The organism is Alkalihalobacillus pseudalcaliphilus, from assembly GCF_028610675.1.
Classification (GTDB): Bacteria; Bacillota; Bacilli; order Bacillales; family Bacillaceae_D; genus Alkalihalobacillus; species Alkalihalobacillus pseudalcaliphilus.
Map to the genome: position 1 here is coordinate 133721 of NZ_JAQQWS010000001.1, position 17281 is coordinate 151001.

Below are 17281 nucleotides of genomic sequence, written 5' to 3' on the forward strand. Positions count from 1 at the left end.
TCAACTCAATGGGTCTATCCTCATAGGTAATTGCTATTGTGAAATAGCCTTACTAAAGTTGAGAAAAAGGCCTATGATTTTGTCGATAAATTGAACAATAAGTCTTAAAGCTTCTCAATGCTTTTTCATACTTTAACCTTATTTTTACATAACGTTAATCTTTTCCTTGAGAAAAAGTGGTATTCTTTCCTTGTTAGGATTTTTTTATTATTGTGATAAAGGGTTTAGTTCTTGATCTACAGTGAAAAATCCGACTATTCAGTCTACAGGAGGGAAATGAATGAACAATCACCGTTTTATACGAGCTTTAAGTGTGTTTTTGATTGTGCTACTTACAGTCACTAGTGTAATGCCAGCTTGGCAAGGACAAGCACAAAGTGCGGATGGAGTTATTTCAGTAACAGAAGCCATTGAACATAATCAAGGGAGAGCGACAGTAGAAGGTTACATAGTTGGCACAGTGGCAAGCCAAAACAACTTTACGTTAGCACCACCTTTTACTTCAAAAACGAACGTTGCCATTGCGGAACATCCTGATGAGACGGATATACGAAAGATGTTGCCTATTCAACTACCAACCGGCCAGGTCAGAAATGGCTTAAATGTCGTAGATAACCCAGAGAATTATCATGCGAAAGTACAGATTACTGGAGATTTAGAACCGTATTTTTCAGTACCAGGTTTACGATCAGCTTCAGGCTTTCAAATAATAGAATATACGAATGAGCCTGCACCGCCTGAAGACCCTCAACACATTTCTATTGAGCAAGCAAGACAATTATCAATGAATACAGAAGTAATTGTTCAAGGTGTTGTGACCGTTGATACAGATACGATTAGTTCGGGAAATCAGTTTGCAACGTATATTCAAGACGAGACAGCAGGTATTAATATTTTTCATTTTAATAAATCAAACTTTCCTACTTTACAAAAAGGGGATTTTGTTGAAGTTCGAGGACATTTAACTGAGTATAACGGATTATTAGAAGTGGTCCCAACTGAAAGTGGAGTGACCAAGATATCAGCAGGTCATCCTTTACCAGAACCGATTTCATTAAACTTAGGCGATTTAAATGATCCTGTTATCGCCGAACCATTAGAAGGTCAATTAGTTGAAGTAGAAGGTTTTATTCAACATATACCTGATAGCCCAGCAGGTGGAGGTTATAATGTAAGTTTAATCGATGAGAATTTTGTCGGAACTACGGTACGAGTGATGGAAGGTACGGGTGCCATTGAGCATATCACAACAGGATCATGGTATTCTGTGACAGGTATTTTAAGTCAATATAATACGTATCAACTATTGCCACGTTCAAGCAATGATTTTACGTTGTTAGATGAACAACCCGAAGCTCCAAATCCAGAAGGAAAATATGAATCAACTGTAGCGAGAATTACCGATGGCGATACGATTCACTTAGCTACACCTGTTTTAGGGGCAACAGCTGTACGTTTTCTTAATATGGATACACCAGAGACGTATCAATCTATCAAGAACGAGTTAGATGAAAATCAAAAATATCATGGTGATTTAGCAACAGAATACATGAAAGAACTTTTAGAAGTGGGTGATGAAGTTGAAGTATTAGTTGGGCCAGAAGCAACAGACCAGTATGGCCGACTTTTAGCTCAAATTGTACGTAAAAGTGATGGATTAAATATCAACTTAGAAATGGTGAGGGCTGGTTATGCAACTACATATTTTATATGGCCGGTTGGTGACGCGGAAGATTATGAATTGTATCAAGAAACTGTTCGCAAAGCAAAGGATGCAGAAATCGGTATTTGGAATCCCGAAAATCCATTATTAGAGATGCCTTTTGAATTTAGAGCAAGGGAAACAGGGAATGGTCTACATCGATATGTCGGTAACTCGGATACAAAAACGTATGTTGAACCGAATGAATGGGAGCAGGTCCCTGTAGATAAAAGAATTTTCTTTGCATCGGTTGAAGAAGCAGAAGCTAATGGTTATGTAGAAGCGGGCGAAGAAATCATCCCGGATGAGGAACTCATTTCCATGCAAATATTAAGTGTCAATGATTTGCATGGAAAAATAGATCAAACTTATCCGGTAACGGTTGGAGAAGAATTATTACAAGTAGGTCGATTTGATTATGTGGCTGCCTATTTAAATGAATGGTCAAAACGTAATCAGAATACATTTATCGTCCATGCAGGAGATATGATAGGTGGCAGTTCACCTGTTTCCGCTTTATTTCAAGATGAGCCTGTGATAGAAATGATGAATGAAATTGGCTTTGATTTCGGCACGGTTGGAAATCATGAATTTGATGAAGGAACAGAAGAATTAATGAGAATTGTCAAGGGTGGAGATCATCCTGAAGGTAAAGGTTCTCCCGGATATGCGGGCATGGATTTCCCATTGCTTTGTGCAAACTGTTTGGATAAAGAAAGTGGTGAGCATTTCCTTCCGCCTTATGAAGTTGTTGAGGTTGAAGGCGAGCAAGTAGCTTTTATCGGTGTTAATACGACCGATACGGTTAATATGGTTATCCCTGATGGCATCAAAGATATTGAATTTACTGATGAAGTAGAAGCTGTGAATTCCGCTGTAGAAGAATTAAAGGCACAAGGAGTACGTGCGATTATCGTACTTGCCCATATGGCTGCCACACAGTCAGGTGAGACAGCGGTAGGCCCAGCAGCAGATCTAGCCAAAGAAGTAGATGATGAAGTAGATATAATTTTTGCCGGGCATAACCATCAAATTGTCAATGCGATGGTTGACGATGTCTTGATTGTTCAAGCTTATGAATATGGAAAAGCATTTGGTGCGGTTGACGTAACCATAGACCCTGTAACAGGAGATATAGTTGAAAAGGAAGCGGAGATCATCTATGTCGACCAAGCTAAAATCGAACCTGAACCAGCGGTTGGAGCAATTCTAGCAGACTATGAAAACCGTGTAGCTCCTATTTTAAATGAAGTGGTAGGGCATGCAGCAATTGATATGGTTGGTGGTTATTCTAATGATGGTGACACGGCACTTGGTAATTTAATTGCTGATAGCATGTTATGGCAGATGAAAAGTGATTTTGCTTTAATGAATGGTGGCGGAATACGTGACCAGCTCCCCGCAGGAGAAATAACGTTTAACCGATTGTTTAATATCGTACCGTTTAACAATGTCTTAGTAACCTTTGAAGTAACCGGAGCTGAACTACGTGAAATCTTAAACGCACAAATCACGAGTTATGGCCCGGATTTTAGTATAGCAGGCTTTCATTATACGTGGGATCAAACGAGCGATGAAGTTGTCGATATTATGTTACTAGATGGTTCTTTGATTGATGAGAGTAGAACGTATACGGTAACAACTAATAACTATATGGCTGAGTCAAATGGAGATAAATATCGATTAATGGGTCAATATGCGAAAAATATGGTAACTGGCCCAGAGGATTTGGAGGCATTGATTGCCTTTGTCAAAACATTCCATGAACCGATTGCCTATCACGTAGAAGGTAGAATTGCTGAGATTAGCTCATTACCGGAAGAAGAACCGACACCAGAACCAGAACCTGAGAATCCTAAGCCGGAAGAACCAAAGCCAGAAACACCAAAACCTGAAGAGCCTAAACCACATCCCGAGGAGCCTATTGATTTCTTAATAGCGGATATCAAAATGAGTGGGCATGAGGCTACGATTAGCTCAGAGAACTTAGACATGCTTGCTGAAAGTGCGACGCTCATCGTCGATTTAAGTTCGGTTGAATCAGAGGAACTGGTTCTTTCACTTACAGTTGAGCAAATGAGGCTTTTAGTGAAAAAAAAAGTATCGTTAGAACTCATCTCAACCGGTTTAACTCTTTTGATCCCGCTCGAGAATTTTACAGGTGAACAGTCCTTTCAATTATTTATAAATCAGCTGGTATATACGGAAGGCACACCAAGTACTGTGTACGAGTTAATAATTAAAGAAGGAAAAGACCTAGTCAAAACTTTTGACGTACCTATTACATTATCATTCACCTACGTTGCTGATGCCGTTACAAATAGTGAGAATCTAGCTGTTTATCATTGGAATGAAAAGAAACAACAGTGGGATGTTCTTCCATCAAGTAGCGTTGATAGTGAGCGTGTTACAGCAACGACAAACCACTTCTCTATTTTTACAGTTTTAGAAGGTGACAAGGAACAACTGGATGAAGAGGAGAAAAACGGGAATGATCATAATAAGGAAAAAGATCGTGAACAAAATCAAGATGATGAAGTTGATGGGGGAGGAACAGGAGGAACAGGTGACAATAATAAAAAGACGTTACCACATACAGCCACTTCTCATTATCAATGGCTATTGCTTGGGGTATTATTATTCATAATCTCTGTTATCATGTTTCAATATAACAGAAGACGTATAGCGATGAACTAAAAGAAAAAGCCTTTGGGTTCCAAAGGCTTTTTCTCATAAAAAACAAATTAATGGATCGTGCGGAACACACCAATTACTTTCCCGAGAATGGAAACATTTTTTAATAGGATAGGATCCATGGTCGCATTCTCTGGCTGTAGACGAATATAGTCTTGTTCTTTAAAAAAACGTTTTACGGTTGCTTCTTCATCTTCTGTCATCGCCACAATGATATCGCCATTATTGGCGGTTTGTTGCTGTCTCACAATAACCATATCTCCATTAAAAATACCAGCCTCAATCATACTATCTCCTTCAATGACGAGTACATACGTATTTTCATTAGCTGCTAAATGCTCAGGTAAAGGCAAATAACCTTCAACATTTTCAACGGCTGTAATAGGAAGACCTGCTGTGACTTTCCCGATAATCGGAATATAATTTGCTTTTCTTTCCACTTGATTGGCTTCCACCATCGTATCATCCAAAGTTAATACTTCAATCGCTCTAGGTTTAGTAGGGTCTCTACGGATAAACCCTTTCTTTTCCAATCGAGATAAATGCCCATGGACGGTGGAACTTGAAGCTAGTCCAACTGCTTCGCCTATCTCTCTAACTGAAGGTGGATATCCTTTTTTTCGTACTTCAACTTTAATATAATCTAGTATTTCTTGTTGCCTTTTTGATAGTTTTGTCATGAGCTGTCACCTCGCTTATATTTCCTTCGTAACTAAATTGTACCATGCGAACATATGTAATGCAAACATAAGTTCTAAAAAACGGTTGACACAAACAGTTGTTCTCATTTATGATAAAAGCGAACGTACATTCTATAAATGAGGTGTTTCGGATGAAAAGATTATCAGGGCAAGAGTGGGCGATTGTTTGTACAGGTTTTTTGACTTTAATGTTTATGTGCTTTACTTTACTATTGACTAATGATGAATTAGAGAAACATGAAATAGTAATAGAATCTTCAGAGGAAATTGATAGAGTTGTATCAAATGCTGAATTTGAAAAAAGAGAAGAGCAGAAGTCGCAATTTACTGTTAATCATCAAAAGGTGGAATTAGAGGAAGATGGAGAAAATTAATGTCGTTTTATATTGTCGAGTTAGTACAGATAAACAAAGTCAACAAACCTCGCTAAAAAGACAAAGAGAAGAACTGACCGATTATGCAAATCGTTTAGGCTGGTCGATCGTTCAAGTATATGAAGAGATTGAAAGTGGTTATTCCATTGATCGTCCTGGACTTTTAGATATGTTAGAAGAATGTAAAGAAGAGACTGTTCATCAAGTATTAGTTCAGGATGATACACGGATTGGCAGAGGTCATGCCAAGATGGCTATCTTACATGAGTTAAGAAAATATAATACATCTATTTACACATTTCAACATAATGGAGAATTAGAATTATCAGATGCCGATCATATGGTGTTAGATATCGTGGCTATTGTTGAAGAATATCAACGGAAACTACATAATTTGAAGATAAGTAGAGGAATGAAAAAAGCCGTTCAAAAAGGATTTAACCCACAAAGAAATATTAAAAATCAAGAAGCGGGGGGGAGAACCAAAAAAGAAGTACCGATTGAGGAAATTGTTCGTTTACGCCAACTTGAATTAACGTTTCATGATATTGCAGCGACTTTAAGAGGGTTTGGTTTTGATGTATCAAAAGCAACCGTGCACCGTAGATATCAACAATATATAAAAGAGAGACAATCTGAATAAATACGTGTATGTATTTTCTTTTTCGATAGTTTATGATCAGGTGAACGCTAATGCTTGCATCAATGAAATTAAACATGCTACACTCATTAAAGGTTTAATGGGGATGTTTTGTATAAGAAAGTGAGTGGATGATATGCTATCGAAAGACAAGATTAATCGTATAAATGAGTTATCAAAAAGATCAAAGACAACGGGGTTATCGAAAGAAGAACAGTTAGAACAGCAGAAGCTCCGCAAAGAATATATTCAAACATTTAGAGGGGCATTTAAAAATCAATTACACAGCGTAAAGGTTGTCGATGAAAACGGTGATGATGTGACACCGGAGGCACTAAAAAAAAGCAAAGACACGTACAAAGGGTTTACCCATTAAATAGACAAGGCTGCTGCTAGTTATTCTGAACATAATTAGCGGCAGCTTTTTATATGTTCTATAGAGTGAAATGAGTCAGTATCAATTTTTTTATGAACACCTTAATTGCTTGTGATTTATGTGTATAAACGATATGATAAAAAGCGAAGGTAATGGATTTAAAGGAAAGGATGAAATAAAATGACAACTACTATTGAGCAATTAGCAATTAATACGATTCGTACACTCTCTATCGATGCTGTAGAGAAGGCAAACTCAGGTCATCCGGGGATGCCAATGGGGGCAGCTCCAATGGCATTTAGTTTGTGGACGAAGTTCATGAACCATAATCCTGATAACCCTAATTGGGATAATCGTGATCGTTTTGTTTTATCCGCAGGGCATGGTTCCATGTTATTGTATAGCCTCCTACATTTAACGGGTTATGATTTACCTCTTGAAGAATTGAAAAATTTCAGACAGTGGGGTAGTAAAACACCAGGACACCCAGAGTTTGGTCATACGGCAGGAGTAGAGGCTACAACTGGACCGCTTGGACAAGGTGTTGCCATGGCAGTTGGTATGGCCATGGCAGAACGCCATCTCGCTGCGACTTATAATAAAGAAGATTATCAAATTGTTGATCATTTCACATATAGTATTTGTGGTGATGGCGACCTGATGGAAGGTGTATCAGCAGAAGCGGCTTCCCTAGCAGGACATTTAAAATTAGGGAAATTAGTCGTTTTGTATGATTCAAATGATATTTCTCTTGATGGTGATTTACATATTTCTTTTTCAGAAAGTGTAGAAGATCGTTATAAAGCATATGGTTGGCAGGTCATTCGTGTAGAAGATGGACGAGACTTAGCTGAGATCAACCAAGCAATTGAGCAGGCCAAAGCTGATGATAGACCAACATTAATTGAAGTGAAGACGGTGATCGGCTATGGTTCACCGAATAAATCTGGTAAGTCTGATTCACACGGTGCGCCATTAGGTGCAGATGAGATTACACGCACAAAAGAATATTATAAATGGTCATATGAGCAAGAGTTCCATGTACCAGAAGAAGTAGAGGCATTCTTTGCTGAGAAAAAGAAGGAAGGTAAAGAAAAAGAAGCGAAATGGAATGAGCTTTTTGCTGCATATCAAGAAAAATACCCAGAATTAGCCTCTCAATATGAACTAGCGATGGCCGGCAAACTTCCTGAAGGTTGGGATGAGGCATTACCACGTTATGAAGCTGGTTCAAGTGTAGCGACGCGTTCTTCTTCTGGAGAAGTTTTGAATGCGATTGCTAACAAAGTTCCTCAAATCTTTGGAGGCTCTGCTGATTTAGCTGGTTCAAACAAAACGTATATGAAAGGTTTAGGAGACTTTTCAAGAGACCATTATGAAGGTCGCAATATTTGGTTTGGTGTACGTGAATTTGCAATGGGATCGGCAGTAAATGGTATGTCACTTCATGGTGGCTTAAAGGTGTTTGGTGCGACTTTCTTTGTATTCTCAGATTATTTGCGTCCAGCTATACGTCTAGCTTCACTAATGAATCAGCCTGTCATTTATGTATTTACTCACGACAGTATTGCTGTTGGTGAAGATGGTCCAACCCATGAGCCTGTTGAACAATTAGCCTCACTACGTGCAATGCCTGGTTTATCAGTCATTAGACCAGGAGATAGTAACGAAACAGTTGCTGCATGGAAGCATGCAATAGAAAGTACAGATACACCGACCGCACTTGTTTTAACGCGTCAAAACTTACCGACTCTAGAAACGACAGCAGACTTAGCATATGAAGGTGTGGAAAAAGGTGCTTATGTTGTTTCTGAAGCGAGTGGTGAAGCAAATGTACTTCTTTTAGCTTCTGGCTCTGAAGTTTCACTTGCCGTTGAAGCTCAAGGTCTTCTGGAAAAAGAAGGAATCTTTGCCAATGTAATCAGTATGCCTAGTTGGGATCGTTTTGAAAAACAGCCAAAGAGTTATAAAGAATCTGTATTACCACCACATATTACAGCTCGCTTAGGTATTGAAATGGGAAGTTCATTAGGGTGGGCAAGATATGTTGGTTTAGCAGGGGATGTGTTAGCTATCGATACATTCGGAGCATCAGCACCTGCAGACAAAATATTAGCTGAGTACGGTTTTACTGTAGATAACGTAGTGGCTAAAGTAAAAGCGCTCATTCAATAAAATCAAGCAAAACCTCTACACATCATTTTGAGTGTAGAGGTTTTTTTAACTATACATAGTTTCAGTAGAGTAACGCTCTATGTTCGCACTAACATTCATACTAAAACGCCCATAGCGGAGCCCCATTCACTCCGCCACCAACAATAATGAAAGTAGTGGCGACTGTTCAAACTGTTGGCACGTTTACAACTCGGTCACACCAGGAGTCGGCCTGAATAAACAGGGTTCACTGTCCTACTAAGGTCATTTATCGCTAGATGGATGACCAGCTAACATCAAGGCACAAACTATCGCCCCGAAGTCCACTTTCATACAAAAACTAGTGCAATTTCGACAAAACAAGTCAGTGTTCTCTCCAACTTCAGACAGCAAATTCAGTAAAATCTACTTATAATAGATAGAAAGCTGGTTGGAAGGAGTGTAAGTATGAGACACTACCACATATATTTATTAGGAGAAAACATCGCCAGCCATTATTGCGGAAGAGAACTCAAGCTATATCAACTATTTCTTGAGCGCGAATTGGCAGCGACATCCAAACGAAGTATTTTCGATAGACAAATACAATATATCTCAAGACCAATTCCAACATTACTCATTCAACAGAAACTAAAATCACTCATAAAAGGGAAACAAGAATTTATTGAACAAGAAAATTCTTATTATGTCCACGTAGACAAGCCAAAAAGTGAAGCCATATTAGACATTCATGCCAACTATTTACGGATAAAAGCAACGGGTGGGCCAGAAGCGGAAACTGTATTTTTTGAAGTGCTTAGAAGACTTGATCCATGTTACTTTGCTGTTGATACCAACCATGAACATTATGGGTGGTTAAATCCTATTCGCCAAGAACAATACATGAATAAGCATTATTGGTGTTAGACATTTTAAAAGATTTCACTTATTCCTTCAAAATCTTCCGAAATGATAGGAGAATAGACTTTTAAAACAAGCTCTCATAAGATATAATGGAAAAGGTTGATTCAAGTTAGTTGAGATAACTTGAACGTTTTAATAGGCTGAAGGAGGAAGTTGGACATATGTGGTTGCATATTCTTGGGTACACAGTGGCAGTTCTAGCAGGAGTCGCAATTGGATTCTTCATCGCTAGAAAGACGATGATGTCATATTTAAAGAAAAACCCACCAATTAATGAACAAATGTTACGAGTGATGATGATGCAAATGGGTCAAAAGCCATCACAGAAAAAGATTAACCAAATGATGCAAGCGATGCAAAAGCAACAAGGTAAGTAAGAAGGTTGAAGGGTTAACGTTCTTGGCGTATAAGCCATTAATTAATACGGATAAAATTTGAGCAAAAATGCCATCTGCTTAATCTTTCCTTTTGAATTACAATTAATCTTTTAATCATTCATAAAACCGCTTTTTCTTGGTTATAAAGTTAACCAAAGGAGGAGTGGTTTTTTTGTTGTTAAAAGAAATATTCAAAGACTTTATCTAACAAAAATAAATATCTATTCTCTTCAATCTAAGGAAATGATTAAGAGTTTGCCGGTTAAGAATATGGTAGCGTTCCCGAAGGTTAATAAACACTATTTGGCTTGGCAGGAAGATCATCATGATGAACAAAAAAGTAAATTATATTTGCTGGCTTTGAATACTGAAGAAGAGGAAAAGATTCAATTATTTGAAGGTAATATTTTCTTTTATGATATCAGTGATGATTATTTGGTTTGGCAATCAAATAATAGAATATATGGTTATTCATTTGAAAGTAAAGCGATAGCCCAGTTAGATGACAATGGCTTTTACCCATATATTAATGGAAAAACGGCTGTCTGGGAAAGATTAACCGATCATGGTGAAAAGAAATTTAGAGTGGTTTTATTTAAAATAAATTCAATTTAAACAGAAACAGGGAAGAGTAAAACCCTGTTTTTTCTGTCAATGGATTTCTACTAAGCAAAGGTGAATATAATCATATTGGTTTCAAAGCCTCTTCATATCGATATAAAAATCATGTTATTTGGGATTGATAGTAAGACTTTTTAACCAAATCATTAGGGTGAAGATACATAAAATAACGGTGGAGAAAAATAAAGCCCTTATAAAGATTGCATTGCTTGAGGATTGGCTGGAAATAAAAAAAGTAATGACTGCACCTGGAAGGTATTGTAGGGCATTACGAAGTTTATTTGAGATGCTAGGAAAGAATTTCTTTAATAAGAATTCAGTAGCATAACAACTTAATATAACAGCTAGTAATATGAGCGTGATAATGAATAGATACATGACAGTCTCCTAGCGTTTCTGAAGGAAAGTAGCAGGGTGTAAGATAAAATTGGTTTAATAGGCTAACTGATGCATTTTTAGCCTGTTTACTAGCAATGCTATTGAAAGTGTCCATCTTAAAAGCAGTGACTTAATCCTTATCCACTTTTTTTACTTCGAATTTCTGTACAGCTTTAAAAATTAGGTAGGCACCTACTATAGCTAAAACAATACCTGATCCTAATGAAATTTTCCAAGAGGTGTAGCCGAAGGGAAGTATCCCAGAAAATAATAAAAGTGTAAATGCGGCAATGACTAAGGTTATGCCAGTTAAATATATATACATAAATGTAAAATTCCTTTTAGTAGATTTGATTATAGTTGAATTATACGTTTAATTGTCAAGGAAAGAAATAGATTTTTTTAGAAAGTTTTGACCATCTCATTAACTTTAGTGTCGTTTACCCTATTGATTATTTAGAAATCCACCTTAAGTATGATTATCGAACTGTAGATTGTAACTTTTTTAAATGTGCGGTATCGTAATAGACAGATATGATTAAAATGTTATGGAAGCGGAAGGATTGAAAGTTTTGGAGCCATATTATTTAATTTTTTCAACATTGGGTGCAGCTATAATGGCGGTTATAGTCATATTCATTCGCCTTAAATCACAATTAAAACCAGTGACCGCCAAAAAGATTGTGTTGCCTCCATTATTTATGTCTACTGGGTTTTTGATGTTTTTATATGAGCCGACACACTTACATGGAATTCAAATCATTGAATCCGTTGCATTAGGAATACTTTTTTCGTTTTTACTTATAAAAACATCAAAGTTTGAACGGATCGATAGCCATATTTATTTAAAACGTTCGAAAATGTTTGTGTTCATTTTAATTGGATTGTTAGTAGTGAGGATATTATTAAGAGTTGTATTAGGTTATTCTATTGAAGTTGAAACATTAGCGGGTATGTTTTTTGTGATGGCATTCTCTATGATCTTACCTTGGAGAATTGCGATGCTTAGGTCTTACAAAAAGATAATAAACCAAAGTAATGAAACAAAAGAAATACCAAGCATCCATACATAAATAAGTATTGTATTAAATAATAAAAATGAGCTAATGCCTCTATTTTGTTGATGATGGCTGGGTGTCCGTGTACTGAAGCTTTTGGGAATGGCTCTTGTGAGTTTCTTCTAAAAGAATGGCGGAGATATGGTGAAGTGAGAGAACCATCAAAATCGTTTATGAATGGCAAGCCTAATATTGAGTTTACAGGAACTTCAGCGGAGGGATGGCGGGGCATAGCTGATTAGCTCTTCCATCTACAGAAACCAACCCTCGATTAACTCAGCACCGCGTGATTGTCTAGCAGCATGATTTTCGGTAGCGGTGATTAACGCTCACCACATGAGGTTTAGATAACTTTCATACAAAACCCGCATGGTGGAGCCAAAACCGTTCCACCACCAACAAGGATGAAAGTGGTGTCTGGCTTTTTGACTGGTGGAACTTCATTTAAGTAGTGCCGAGTGTTGTAGGAAAAGCCGGGAAGTAACAACATAGAGAGTAAAAGTAGTGTTTGACTCTTTAACTGGTGGCTTTTCGTTCACTTTGCCTTTGTACTTTTTCGTTTAAAAAGAAAGGAGTTAGATTGTTTTATTACTTGAGAATAAGTACTAACCCAGCGGACGAAAACATGCGGAGACTCCCATGGGACGCAGTGGCAGAGCTGAGATCCAGTGGCGAAGCCGATTAGCTCAGCACCACCCCATAGGACGCGGAGCATGATTTTCGGTAGCGACGATCAAAACTCCGCACATGAGTACCAGCATCAACTTTCATACAAAAAACTCTCCTTGCATGGGAGAGTTTTTCATTTTAACTTTTTACTTCTTCAAATAAGTACTCAAATGGATCTACATCAATTTTTAATTCATTGAGCTTTTTTCGTAAGAATTTGTGGTCTCGTTTTGGTGTTGCCAGAATATAACCACGAATCATGTGCTCTAATGTTAGCTTTTTTGCACCCTCATTATAAGCAAGCTCACTAATTCTCCCTGCGATCTTACCTTTTGCAACATCTCGAAATAAATCAGGAACAGGTTCTACCAACTCGTTTAATAGCTGTTTCTTATCCTCTTCCCATAAATGTAACGTTTTATCAATATAATACTCTTGCCAATCTAATATTGACTTTCCATCGTCTTTAGGTAACCTTTTAAGAAATTTTCTAAACATAAAGTACCCGCCAATAAACATGACAGTGATAAGAAAGATTGTCCAAAAAACGATGAACCACATAAACCAATCATTCATGTTTGTCACCTCTTTTGATATCGTTTATATCCTACCATATTTACGAGAAAAAAGGGAATATCAACGTATGAAAGTAAGTAAATAAATCATATTTTCGTAATCTCGTCACAATCTTGCTTTTTCTTTTAAACCTCATTTGCTAAAATAGATAGGGGGTGAAAGCGTTTATGACATTTATTATCAGTTACGGGATTCATGTCCTCATATCCGTGATCTTTTTTATTTTAATTCCATTACCCATTTTAATAAAAGGGATTCCTATAACGGACACAAACAAATTAAAAGTAGTTTTTGCTATTTATCGGCCTATTTTTAAGGTTGCACATGGAGCGATTGTGCTTTCTTTCATTTCTGGCGTTGTGATGGTAACAGATTGGCTTACTTCATGGACTGTTGCTGTTATCCTATTATGGTTAATCATCGGAGCGTTATTAGGTATAACAGCAAAGAAAATGAGAGAAATGCTTGAGTACTTTAAAGAAAACCGAGAGCTTTATGATGAAATGGCTTCTTTATTTCAATCTACATTGTGGTTGTCATTAGCTGTAATTGCCATGTTTGCTATTAAAATATTACCTTACTTTTATGGGTGAAACGTATAAGGGGGAGTAAATGATGTCTGAAGGGGTTACTGATATTTTACAGCAATTAAGAGATGGAAAAATCGAACGTTATGTAGTTGAAAAGGATCAATTTTTAGATTTTAGAGCGGTGTTAACAAAACAAGAGGACTTTTTGAGTTTTAGAGGTGCAGCTAGACATAACGGTCATGTCATTTACACATATCAACCAGGCTGGACTAAATGAGTATTTGGGCATAAAAAAGGACAGGCTTTTCAGCACTGTCCTTTTTTATTACTCATTAATCTAAGATAGTAATTTGTACTTGTTGACGCCCAAATTGGATGGCTTCATCTTTTGTTGGCATGTGGAGGTCAATTTTATTCCCTTTTATAGCTCCGCCAGTATCTCCTGCAATAGCTTCACCATAACCTTCCACATATACAGTACTTCCTAGAGGGATAACTGTAGGGTCAACGGCAATGACCTTTTTATCGCGATTTTCTAATAAGTTAATGCCTGTAGCCGTTATACCAGAACAGCCTTCACATTCTGCTGTGTAGGCAGTGGCTTCAACTGAAAGTGTTTGTCCTTCTTGTTCATCTTGTTCACTAGGTTCTGATTCTGTCTGTTCATTGGACTCATTAACTTCAGATTCATTGGGTTGACTTGTTTGAGTAGGAGCTACCGCTTCTAGTTCACTTTTATAAATAGCATTGTAAATCGCTGAGAATGTTTCAGGTCCTGCTATACCATCAATACCAATTTCAAACTCTTTTTGTGCGGCTAAAACAGCCTCTTTTGTTTCTTTGTTATACTGACCATTCACATCACCATCAAAGTAATCGAGCTCTGATAAAGTTTCTTGTAAGGCTTTAACTAAGGAACCTTCATCATCTATTCGAAGTACAGTAATGGCACCAAGTGTTTGTGGCCCGACAAGCCCATCTACTAATAAGTCATTTTCTTTTTGAAATTGTTTTATGGCATTTTGAGTCTCCTCTTCAAAAAGACCTGTTATATCTTCCTCGACGAAATAGCCTCGTTCCGCCAGTTTTTCTTGTAGCTCTTCAATTTGAGAACCTTCCATCCCTTTTTGGAGTAGCTCATTTTTTCCCTCTGAGTGTGCATAAGATTGTTCAGGTGAGAAGAGAATAAACAATCCAGCAGCAGCCAGCGGCAAGCCCATTCGTTGTAGTAGTCTTGATGTAGATTTCTTTTTCATCAAGTGAAAACCTCCTTTTAATTGCGAGTCCTTTCATCAAGTAACTCTTGTTTTCGTGGAGCTAATCTGCTTGTTTGGACTTTAATCATCCAACGATTGCAATCCTACCAGTCTCTAAGTGAACTAGCAATACATTCTCTAGCTATTTAATCTGGTTGAAATCTATTTGTAAAATCCGGGTAAGTATCGTCTTCTTCGTCATCATTTTGTTATAATAATACGAAAAAAAAACAAAAAACCTCACAAAATGAGGGACGCTCATTTTGTGAGGTTTATGAATTATTTACTGGATTTCATTAAGTCAACCATAGCTTTAACGCCTTCAATTCCTTGAAATGTAAAGAAACTTAGAGCTGTTAATGATAAAAAGACAATCATGATAAATCTGATTACCATCATCGTTTTCGCCTCCTTTTTTACAAATAGTTACTTTGCAAAAAGGGGCTCTCTTTGAGGTAATTTGACTGAAAGAGCTTCGGGTATAACCAGCCCTTTCTAGTGGTAAATACAAACGCTATCCCATGTATAAATAGAATGACTAATACATTTAAAAGGAGTGCACTTGTATAGTGGCTACTCTTTTCATTATCGTCACCAAAAAAGTGTGGTGTCTTTCCTGGATCATCAGCGACAATTCGGTCAACGTCGAGATAGTTGTGACTTGTCTGATGCCAAATGATCTCTGTATAAGGCGAAAATGCGAGTTGGAACAAACAGATGGAAAGCATAATTGCTAAAGCCATTCTTTTCACATTACTCACCTCTTAATCTTTGAAAAGATATTTATCATTATAAGCCTAAAAGGTGAGATTGAGAAGTTTTTTTTGTATGGAAGTTAGTGCAACATGGAGCGTTGCTCGTTGCTACCGGAAATTATGCTCGGTGTCCTGGGGGGGGGGGCGCTGAGCTATTCGGCTACGCCGCAGGAACTCGGCTCTGCCACTACGTCCCGAGGGAGCTTTTACCGAGGGAGTCTCTGCATATTTTCGTCCGCTGGGTATTGCTAATACTTAAGTACAGATATCACTCTTACAACAATAACTAAAATGAAAGTACGGTTTCACTCTTTAACTGGTGGCTCTTCATTCATAAAAGGTTTTTGAGGATTCTCTCATTTTGCCGTAGCCCCGCCCCTTTTTTGGTGTTGCTGCACGGGCTATCCCAAAAAGATTCAGCGCACCGCACAACCAGCCACCACCAACAAAAAAGAGAGTGTAGTAACTCATCAGGATTAGCATCTGAAATCCTAGTGTTTTTGGACCGTTAGCCAAGCTCGCTTGGCTACTTCACGCATTTGCGTGAAGTTTGAAAATCGAAACACCATTCAGATGAATTCATTCATCTGATAAGGTGCTTTCGATTTTCAAAAACGGACAAAAAACAAAGACCAAAAGGTCAAATTGTCTTGAAAATGAGCATCACCCATTGAACTTTCATACAAAGTGAATGAGAAACCAGTCATGAATGGACCGTTGTAATTGTTGAATATTTTATATACTATGATAATTTTATCTTTGCTATAGGCAAGGAAGATTAGGACAAAGTATAATGAGAAGTGATATTATTTTTTCTTTAAAAGGAGTAAGTGATGGAAATTAGTAAAAAAGCAAAAGAATCAAAAACAATTTTAACGGATTTAGTTTTACCACCAGATACGAACTTTCATGGTACGATGTTTGGTGGGAAGGTTATGGCCAATGCTGATAAGGTAGCAAGTATTGCAGCAATGCGACATGCACGTGCCGCGGTTGTGACGGCTTCAAGTGACAGTATGGATTTCATTGCCCCGATCCATACGGGAGAAGCAATCTGTATCGAAGCTTACGTCACTTTTGCACGTAAAACATCCATGGAAGTCTATGTGAAAGTAGAGGCAGAGAATTTAATTTCTGGAGAAAAAAGGCTGACAGCAACAGCTTATATGACGTTTGTTGCTTTAAATAGTGAGGGCAAACCAACTCCTGTTCCCAAAGTTATTGCTGAAACAGAAGAAGAAAAGTGGCAGTATGTGGGGGCTGAGGAAAGATTCCAAACACGTAAGAAGAGAACGGAAGAACGGAAGAAGCGACAACAGAACCAATAAAGAAGGAAAGGCGAGAGTTAGAAATTCTCGCCTTTTTAATTTTCAATTAACCCTCACCATTTGTTTGGCTAACATGGTTTTTTTGTTTTGTTTTCTTTGAACCACTTAAAGGTAGTGGTTGACCGCCATTACGTCGTTGAGATTTAGCTGTGTTATGTTCTTTTTTGGTTGAACGATGATGTTCCATCT

Annotated in this window: 17 protein-coding genes; 12 read left to right on the forward strand and 5 right to left on the reverse strand. The window is 37.6% G+C overall.

The features are described from left to right. The first annotated feature begins 280 nt into the window (after window positions 1-280). A complete protein-coding gene (locus PQ479_RS00665; protein WP_047989474.1) occupies window positions 281-4399 on the forward strand; it encodes a DUF6359 domain-containing protein in 4119 nt (1372 codons plus the stop codon). 47 nt (window positions 4400-4446) lie between these two features. On the opposite strand, the gene lexA is transcribed toward PQ479_RS00665, so the two are convergent. After that, window positions 4447-5076: a transcriptional repressor LexA gene (lexA, locus tag PQ479_RS00670; RefSeq protein ID WP_047989473.1), complete on the reverse strand. Its 630-nt coding sequence runs from the start codon at window positions 5074-5076 to the stop codon at window positions 4447-4449. 152 nt (window positions 5077-5228) lie between these two features. On the opposite strand from lexA, the gene PQ479_RS00675 reads away from it, so the two are divergent. From PQ479_RS00675 to PQ479_RS00710, 8 genes are all read left to right on the forward strand, one after another. Then, entirely contained in the window at window positions 5229-5471 is a 243-nt protein-coding gene (locus PQ479_RS00675) for a hypothetical protein (RefSeq protein WP_047989472.1), read from the forward strand. Continuing rightward, window positions 5467-6114 carry a YneB family resolvase-like protein gene (locus PQ479_RS00680; protein ID WP_047989638.1) on the forward strand — a complete coding sequence of 216 codons (648 nt, stop codon included), beginning with the start codon at window positions 5467-5469 and terminating at the stop codon, window positions 6112-6114. The genes PQ479_RS00675 and PQ479_RS00680 overlap by 5 nt, the downstream gene beginning before the upstream one ends. A 133-nt stretch (window positions 6115-6247) precedes the next feature. Then, the gene (locus tag PQ479_RS00685) at window positions 6248-6487 is read left to right on the forward strand and encodes a DUF896 domain-containing protein (protein WP_047989471.1); all 240 of its coding nucleotides are present in this window, start codon (window positions 6248-6250) and stop codon (window positions 6485-6487) included. 180 nt (window positions 6488-6667) lie between these two features. Beyond that, window positions 6668-8662: a transketolase gene (gene tkt / locus PQ479_RS00690; RefSeq protein ID WP_047989470.1), complete on the forward strand. Its 1995-nt coding sequence runs from the start codon at window positions 6668-6670 to the stop codon at window positions 8660-8662. 426 nt (window positions 8663-9088) lie between these two features. Then, complete coding sequence (gene sirA / locus PQ479_RS00695; RefSeq protein ID WP_047989469.1) at window positions 9089-9547, forward strand: sporulation inhibitor of replication protein SirA; 459 nt, start codon at window positions 9089-9091, stop codon at window positions 9545-9547. A 158-nt stretch (window positions 9548-9705) separates the two neighbouring features. Then, window positions 9706-9921, forward strand: a complete 216-nt coding sequence (locus PQ479_RS00700; RefSeq protein WP_047989468.1) for a YneF family protein — start codon at window positions 9706-9708, stop codon at window positions 9919-9921. A 303-nt stretch (window positions 9922-10224) separates the two neighbouring features. Further along, window positions 10225-10536: a hypothetical protein gene (locus PQ479_RS00705; protein ID WP_273716694.1), complete on the forward strand. Its 312-nt coding sequence runs from the start codon at window positions 10225-10227 to the stop codon at window positions 10534-10536. Between the two features lie 932 nt (window positions 10537-11468). After that, window positions 11469-11993 (forward strand): CcdC family protein, encoded by a 525-nt coding sequence (locus tag PQ479_RS00710; RefSeq protein ID WP_047989465.1) that lies wholly within the window; start codon window positions 11469-11471, stop codon window positions 11991-11993. Window positions 11994-12785: 792 nt separating this feature from the next. On the opposite strand, the gene PQ479_RS00715 is transcribed toward PQ479_RS00710, so the two are convergent. Beyond that, window positions 12786-13223 (reverse strand): DUF2621 domain-containing protein, encoded by a 438-nt coding sequence (locus PQ479_RS00715; RefSeq protein ID WP_047989464.1) that lies wholly within the window; start codon window positions 13221-13223, stop codon window positions 12786-12788. Window positions 13224-13390: 167 nt separating this feature from the next. On the opposite strand from PQ479_RS00715, the gene PQ479_RS00720 reads away from it, so the two are divergent. Together PQ479_RS00720 and PQ479_RS00725 are read left to right on the forward strand one after the other, a co-directional pair. Further along, a complete protein-coding gene (locus PQ479_RS00720) occupies window positions 13391-13816 on the forward strand; it encodes a hypothetical protein (protein WP_047989463.1) in 426 nt (141 codons plus the stop codon). A gap of 19 nt (window positions 13817-13835) precedes the next feature. Next, window positions 13836-14030 carry a hypothetical protein gene (locus PQ479_RS00725; RefSeq protein ID WP_047989462.1) on the forward strand — a complete coding sequence of 65 codons (195 nt, stop codon included), beginning with the start codon at window positions 13836-13838 and terminating at the stop codon, window positions 14028-14030. Window positions 14031-14085: 55 nt separating this feature from the next. On the opposite strand, the gene PQ479_RS00730 is transcribed toward PQ479_RS00725, so the two are convergent. Both PQ479_RS00730 and PQ479_RS00735 read right to left on the reverse strand, forming a co-directional pair. Then, complete coding sequence (locus PQ479_RS00730) at window positions 14086-15009, reverse strand: peptidoglycan-binding protein (RefSeq protein WP_047989461.1); 924 nt, start codon at window positions 15007-15009, stop codon at window positions 14086-14088. Window positions 15010-15425: 416 nt separating this feature from the next. Continuing rightward, a complete protein-coding gene (locus PQ479_RS00735) occupies window positions 15426-15761 on the reverse strand; it encodes a hypothetical protein (protein ID WP_047989460.1) in 336 nt (111 codons plus the stop codon). An 836-nt stretch (window positions 15762-16597) separates the two neighbouring features. Between PQ479_RS00735 and PQ479_RS00740 the strand changes: the two genes are divergently transcribed. Further along, window positions 16598-17092 (forward strand): acyl-CoA thioesterase, encoded by a 495-nt coding sequence (locus PQ479_RS00740; protein WP_047989459.1) that lies wholly within the window; start codon window positions 16598-16600, stop codon window positions 17090-17092. Between the two features lie 46 nt (window positions 17093-17138). On the opposite strand, the gene PQ479_RS00745 is transcribed toward PQ479_RS00740, so the two are convergent. Continuing rightward, the gene (locus PQ479_RS00745) at window positions 17139-17279 is read right to left on the reverse strand and encodes a small acid-soluble spore protein P (protein ID WP_047989458.1); all 141 of its coding nucleotides are present in this window, start codon (window positions 17277-17279) and stop codon (window positions 17139-17141) included. Between the last annotated feature and the right edge of the window lie 2 nt (window positions 17280-17281).

Bases quoted from the DNA above. Each gene is read 5' to 3' on its own strand.
- PQ479_RS00665 (WP_047989474.1), top strand. From the start codon at position 281: ATGAACAATCACCGTTTTATACGAGCTTTAAGTGTGTTTTTGATTGTG.
- lexA (WP_047989473.1), bottom strand. From the start codon at position 5,076: ATGACAAAACTATCAAAAAGGCAACAAGAAATACTAGATTATATTAAA.
- PQ479_RS00675 (WP_047989472.1), top strand. From the start codon at position 5,229: ATGAAAAGATTATCAGGGCAAGAGTGGGCGATTGTTTGTACAGGTTTT.
- PQ479_RS00685 (WP_047989471.1), top strand. From the start codon at position 6,248: ATGCTATCGAAAGACAAGATTAATCGTATAAATGAGTTATCAAAAAGA.
- tkt (WP_047989470.1), top strand. From the start codon at position 6,668: ATGACAACTACTATTGAGCAATTAGCAATTAATACGATTCGTACACTC.
- sirA (WP_047989469.1), top strand. From the start codon at position 9,089: ATGAGACACTACCACATATATTTATTAGGAGAAAACATCGCCAGCCAT.
- PQ479_RS00700 (WP_047989468.1), top strand. From the start codon at position 9,706: ATGTGGTTGCATATTCTTGGGTACACAGTGGCAGTTCTAGCAGGAGTC.
- PQ479_RS00710 (WP_047989465.1), top strand. From the start codon at position 11,469: ATGGAAGCGGAAGGATTGAAAGTTTTGGAGCCATATTATTTAATTTTT.
- PQ479_RS00715 (WP_047989464.1), bottom strand. From the start codon at position 13,223: ATGAATGATTGGTTTATGTGGTTCATCGTTTTTTGGACAATCTTTCTT.
- PQ479_RS00720 (WP_047989463.1), top strand. From the start codon at position 13,391: ATGACATTTATTATCAGTTACGGGATTCATGTCCTCATATCCGTGATC.
- PQ479_RS00725 (WP_047989462.1), top strand. From the start codon at position 13,836: ATGATGTCTGAAGGGGTTACTGATATTTTACAGCAATTAAGAGATGGA.
- PQ479_RS00730 (WP_047989461.1), bottom strand. From the start codon at position 15,009: ATGAAAAAGAAATCTACATCAAGACTACTACAACGAATGGGCTTGCCG.
- PQ479_RS00740 (WP_047989459.1), top strand. From the start codon at position 16,598: ATGGAAATTAGTAAAAAAGCAAAAGAATCAAAAACAATTTTAACGGAT.
- PQ479_RS00745 (WP_047989458.1), bottom strand. From the start codon at position 17,279: ATGGAACATCATCGTTCAACCAAAAAAGAACATAACACAGCTAAATCT.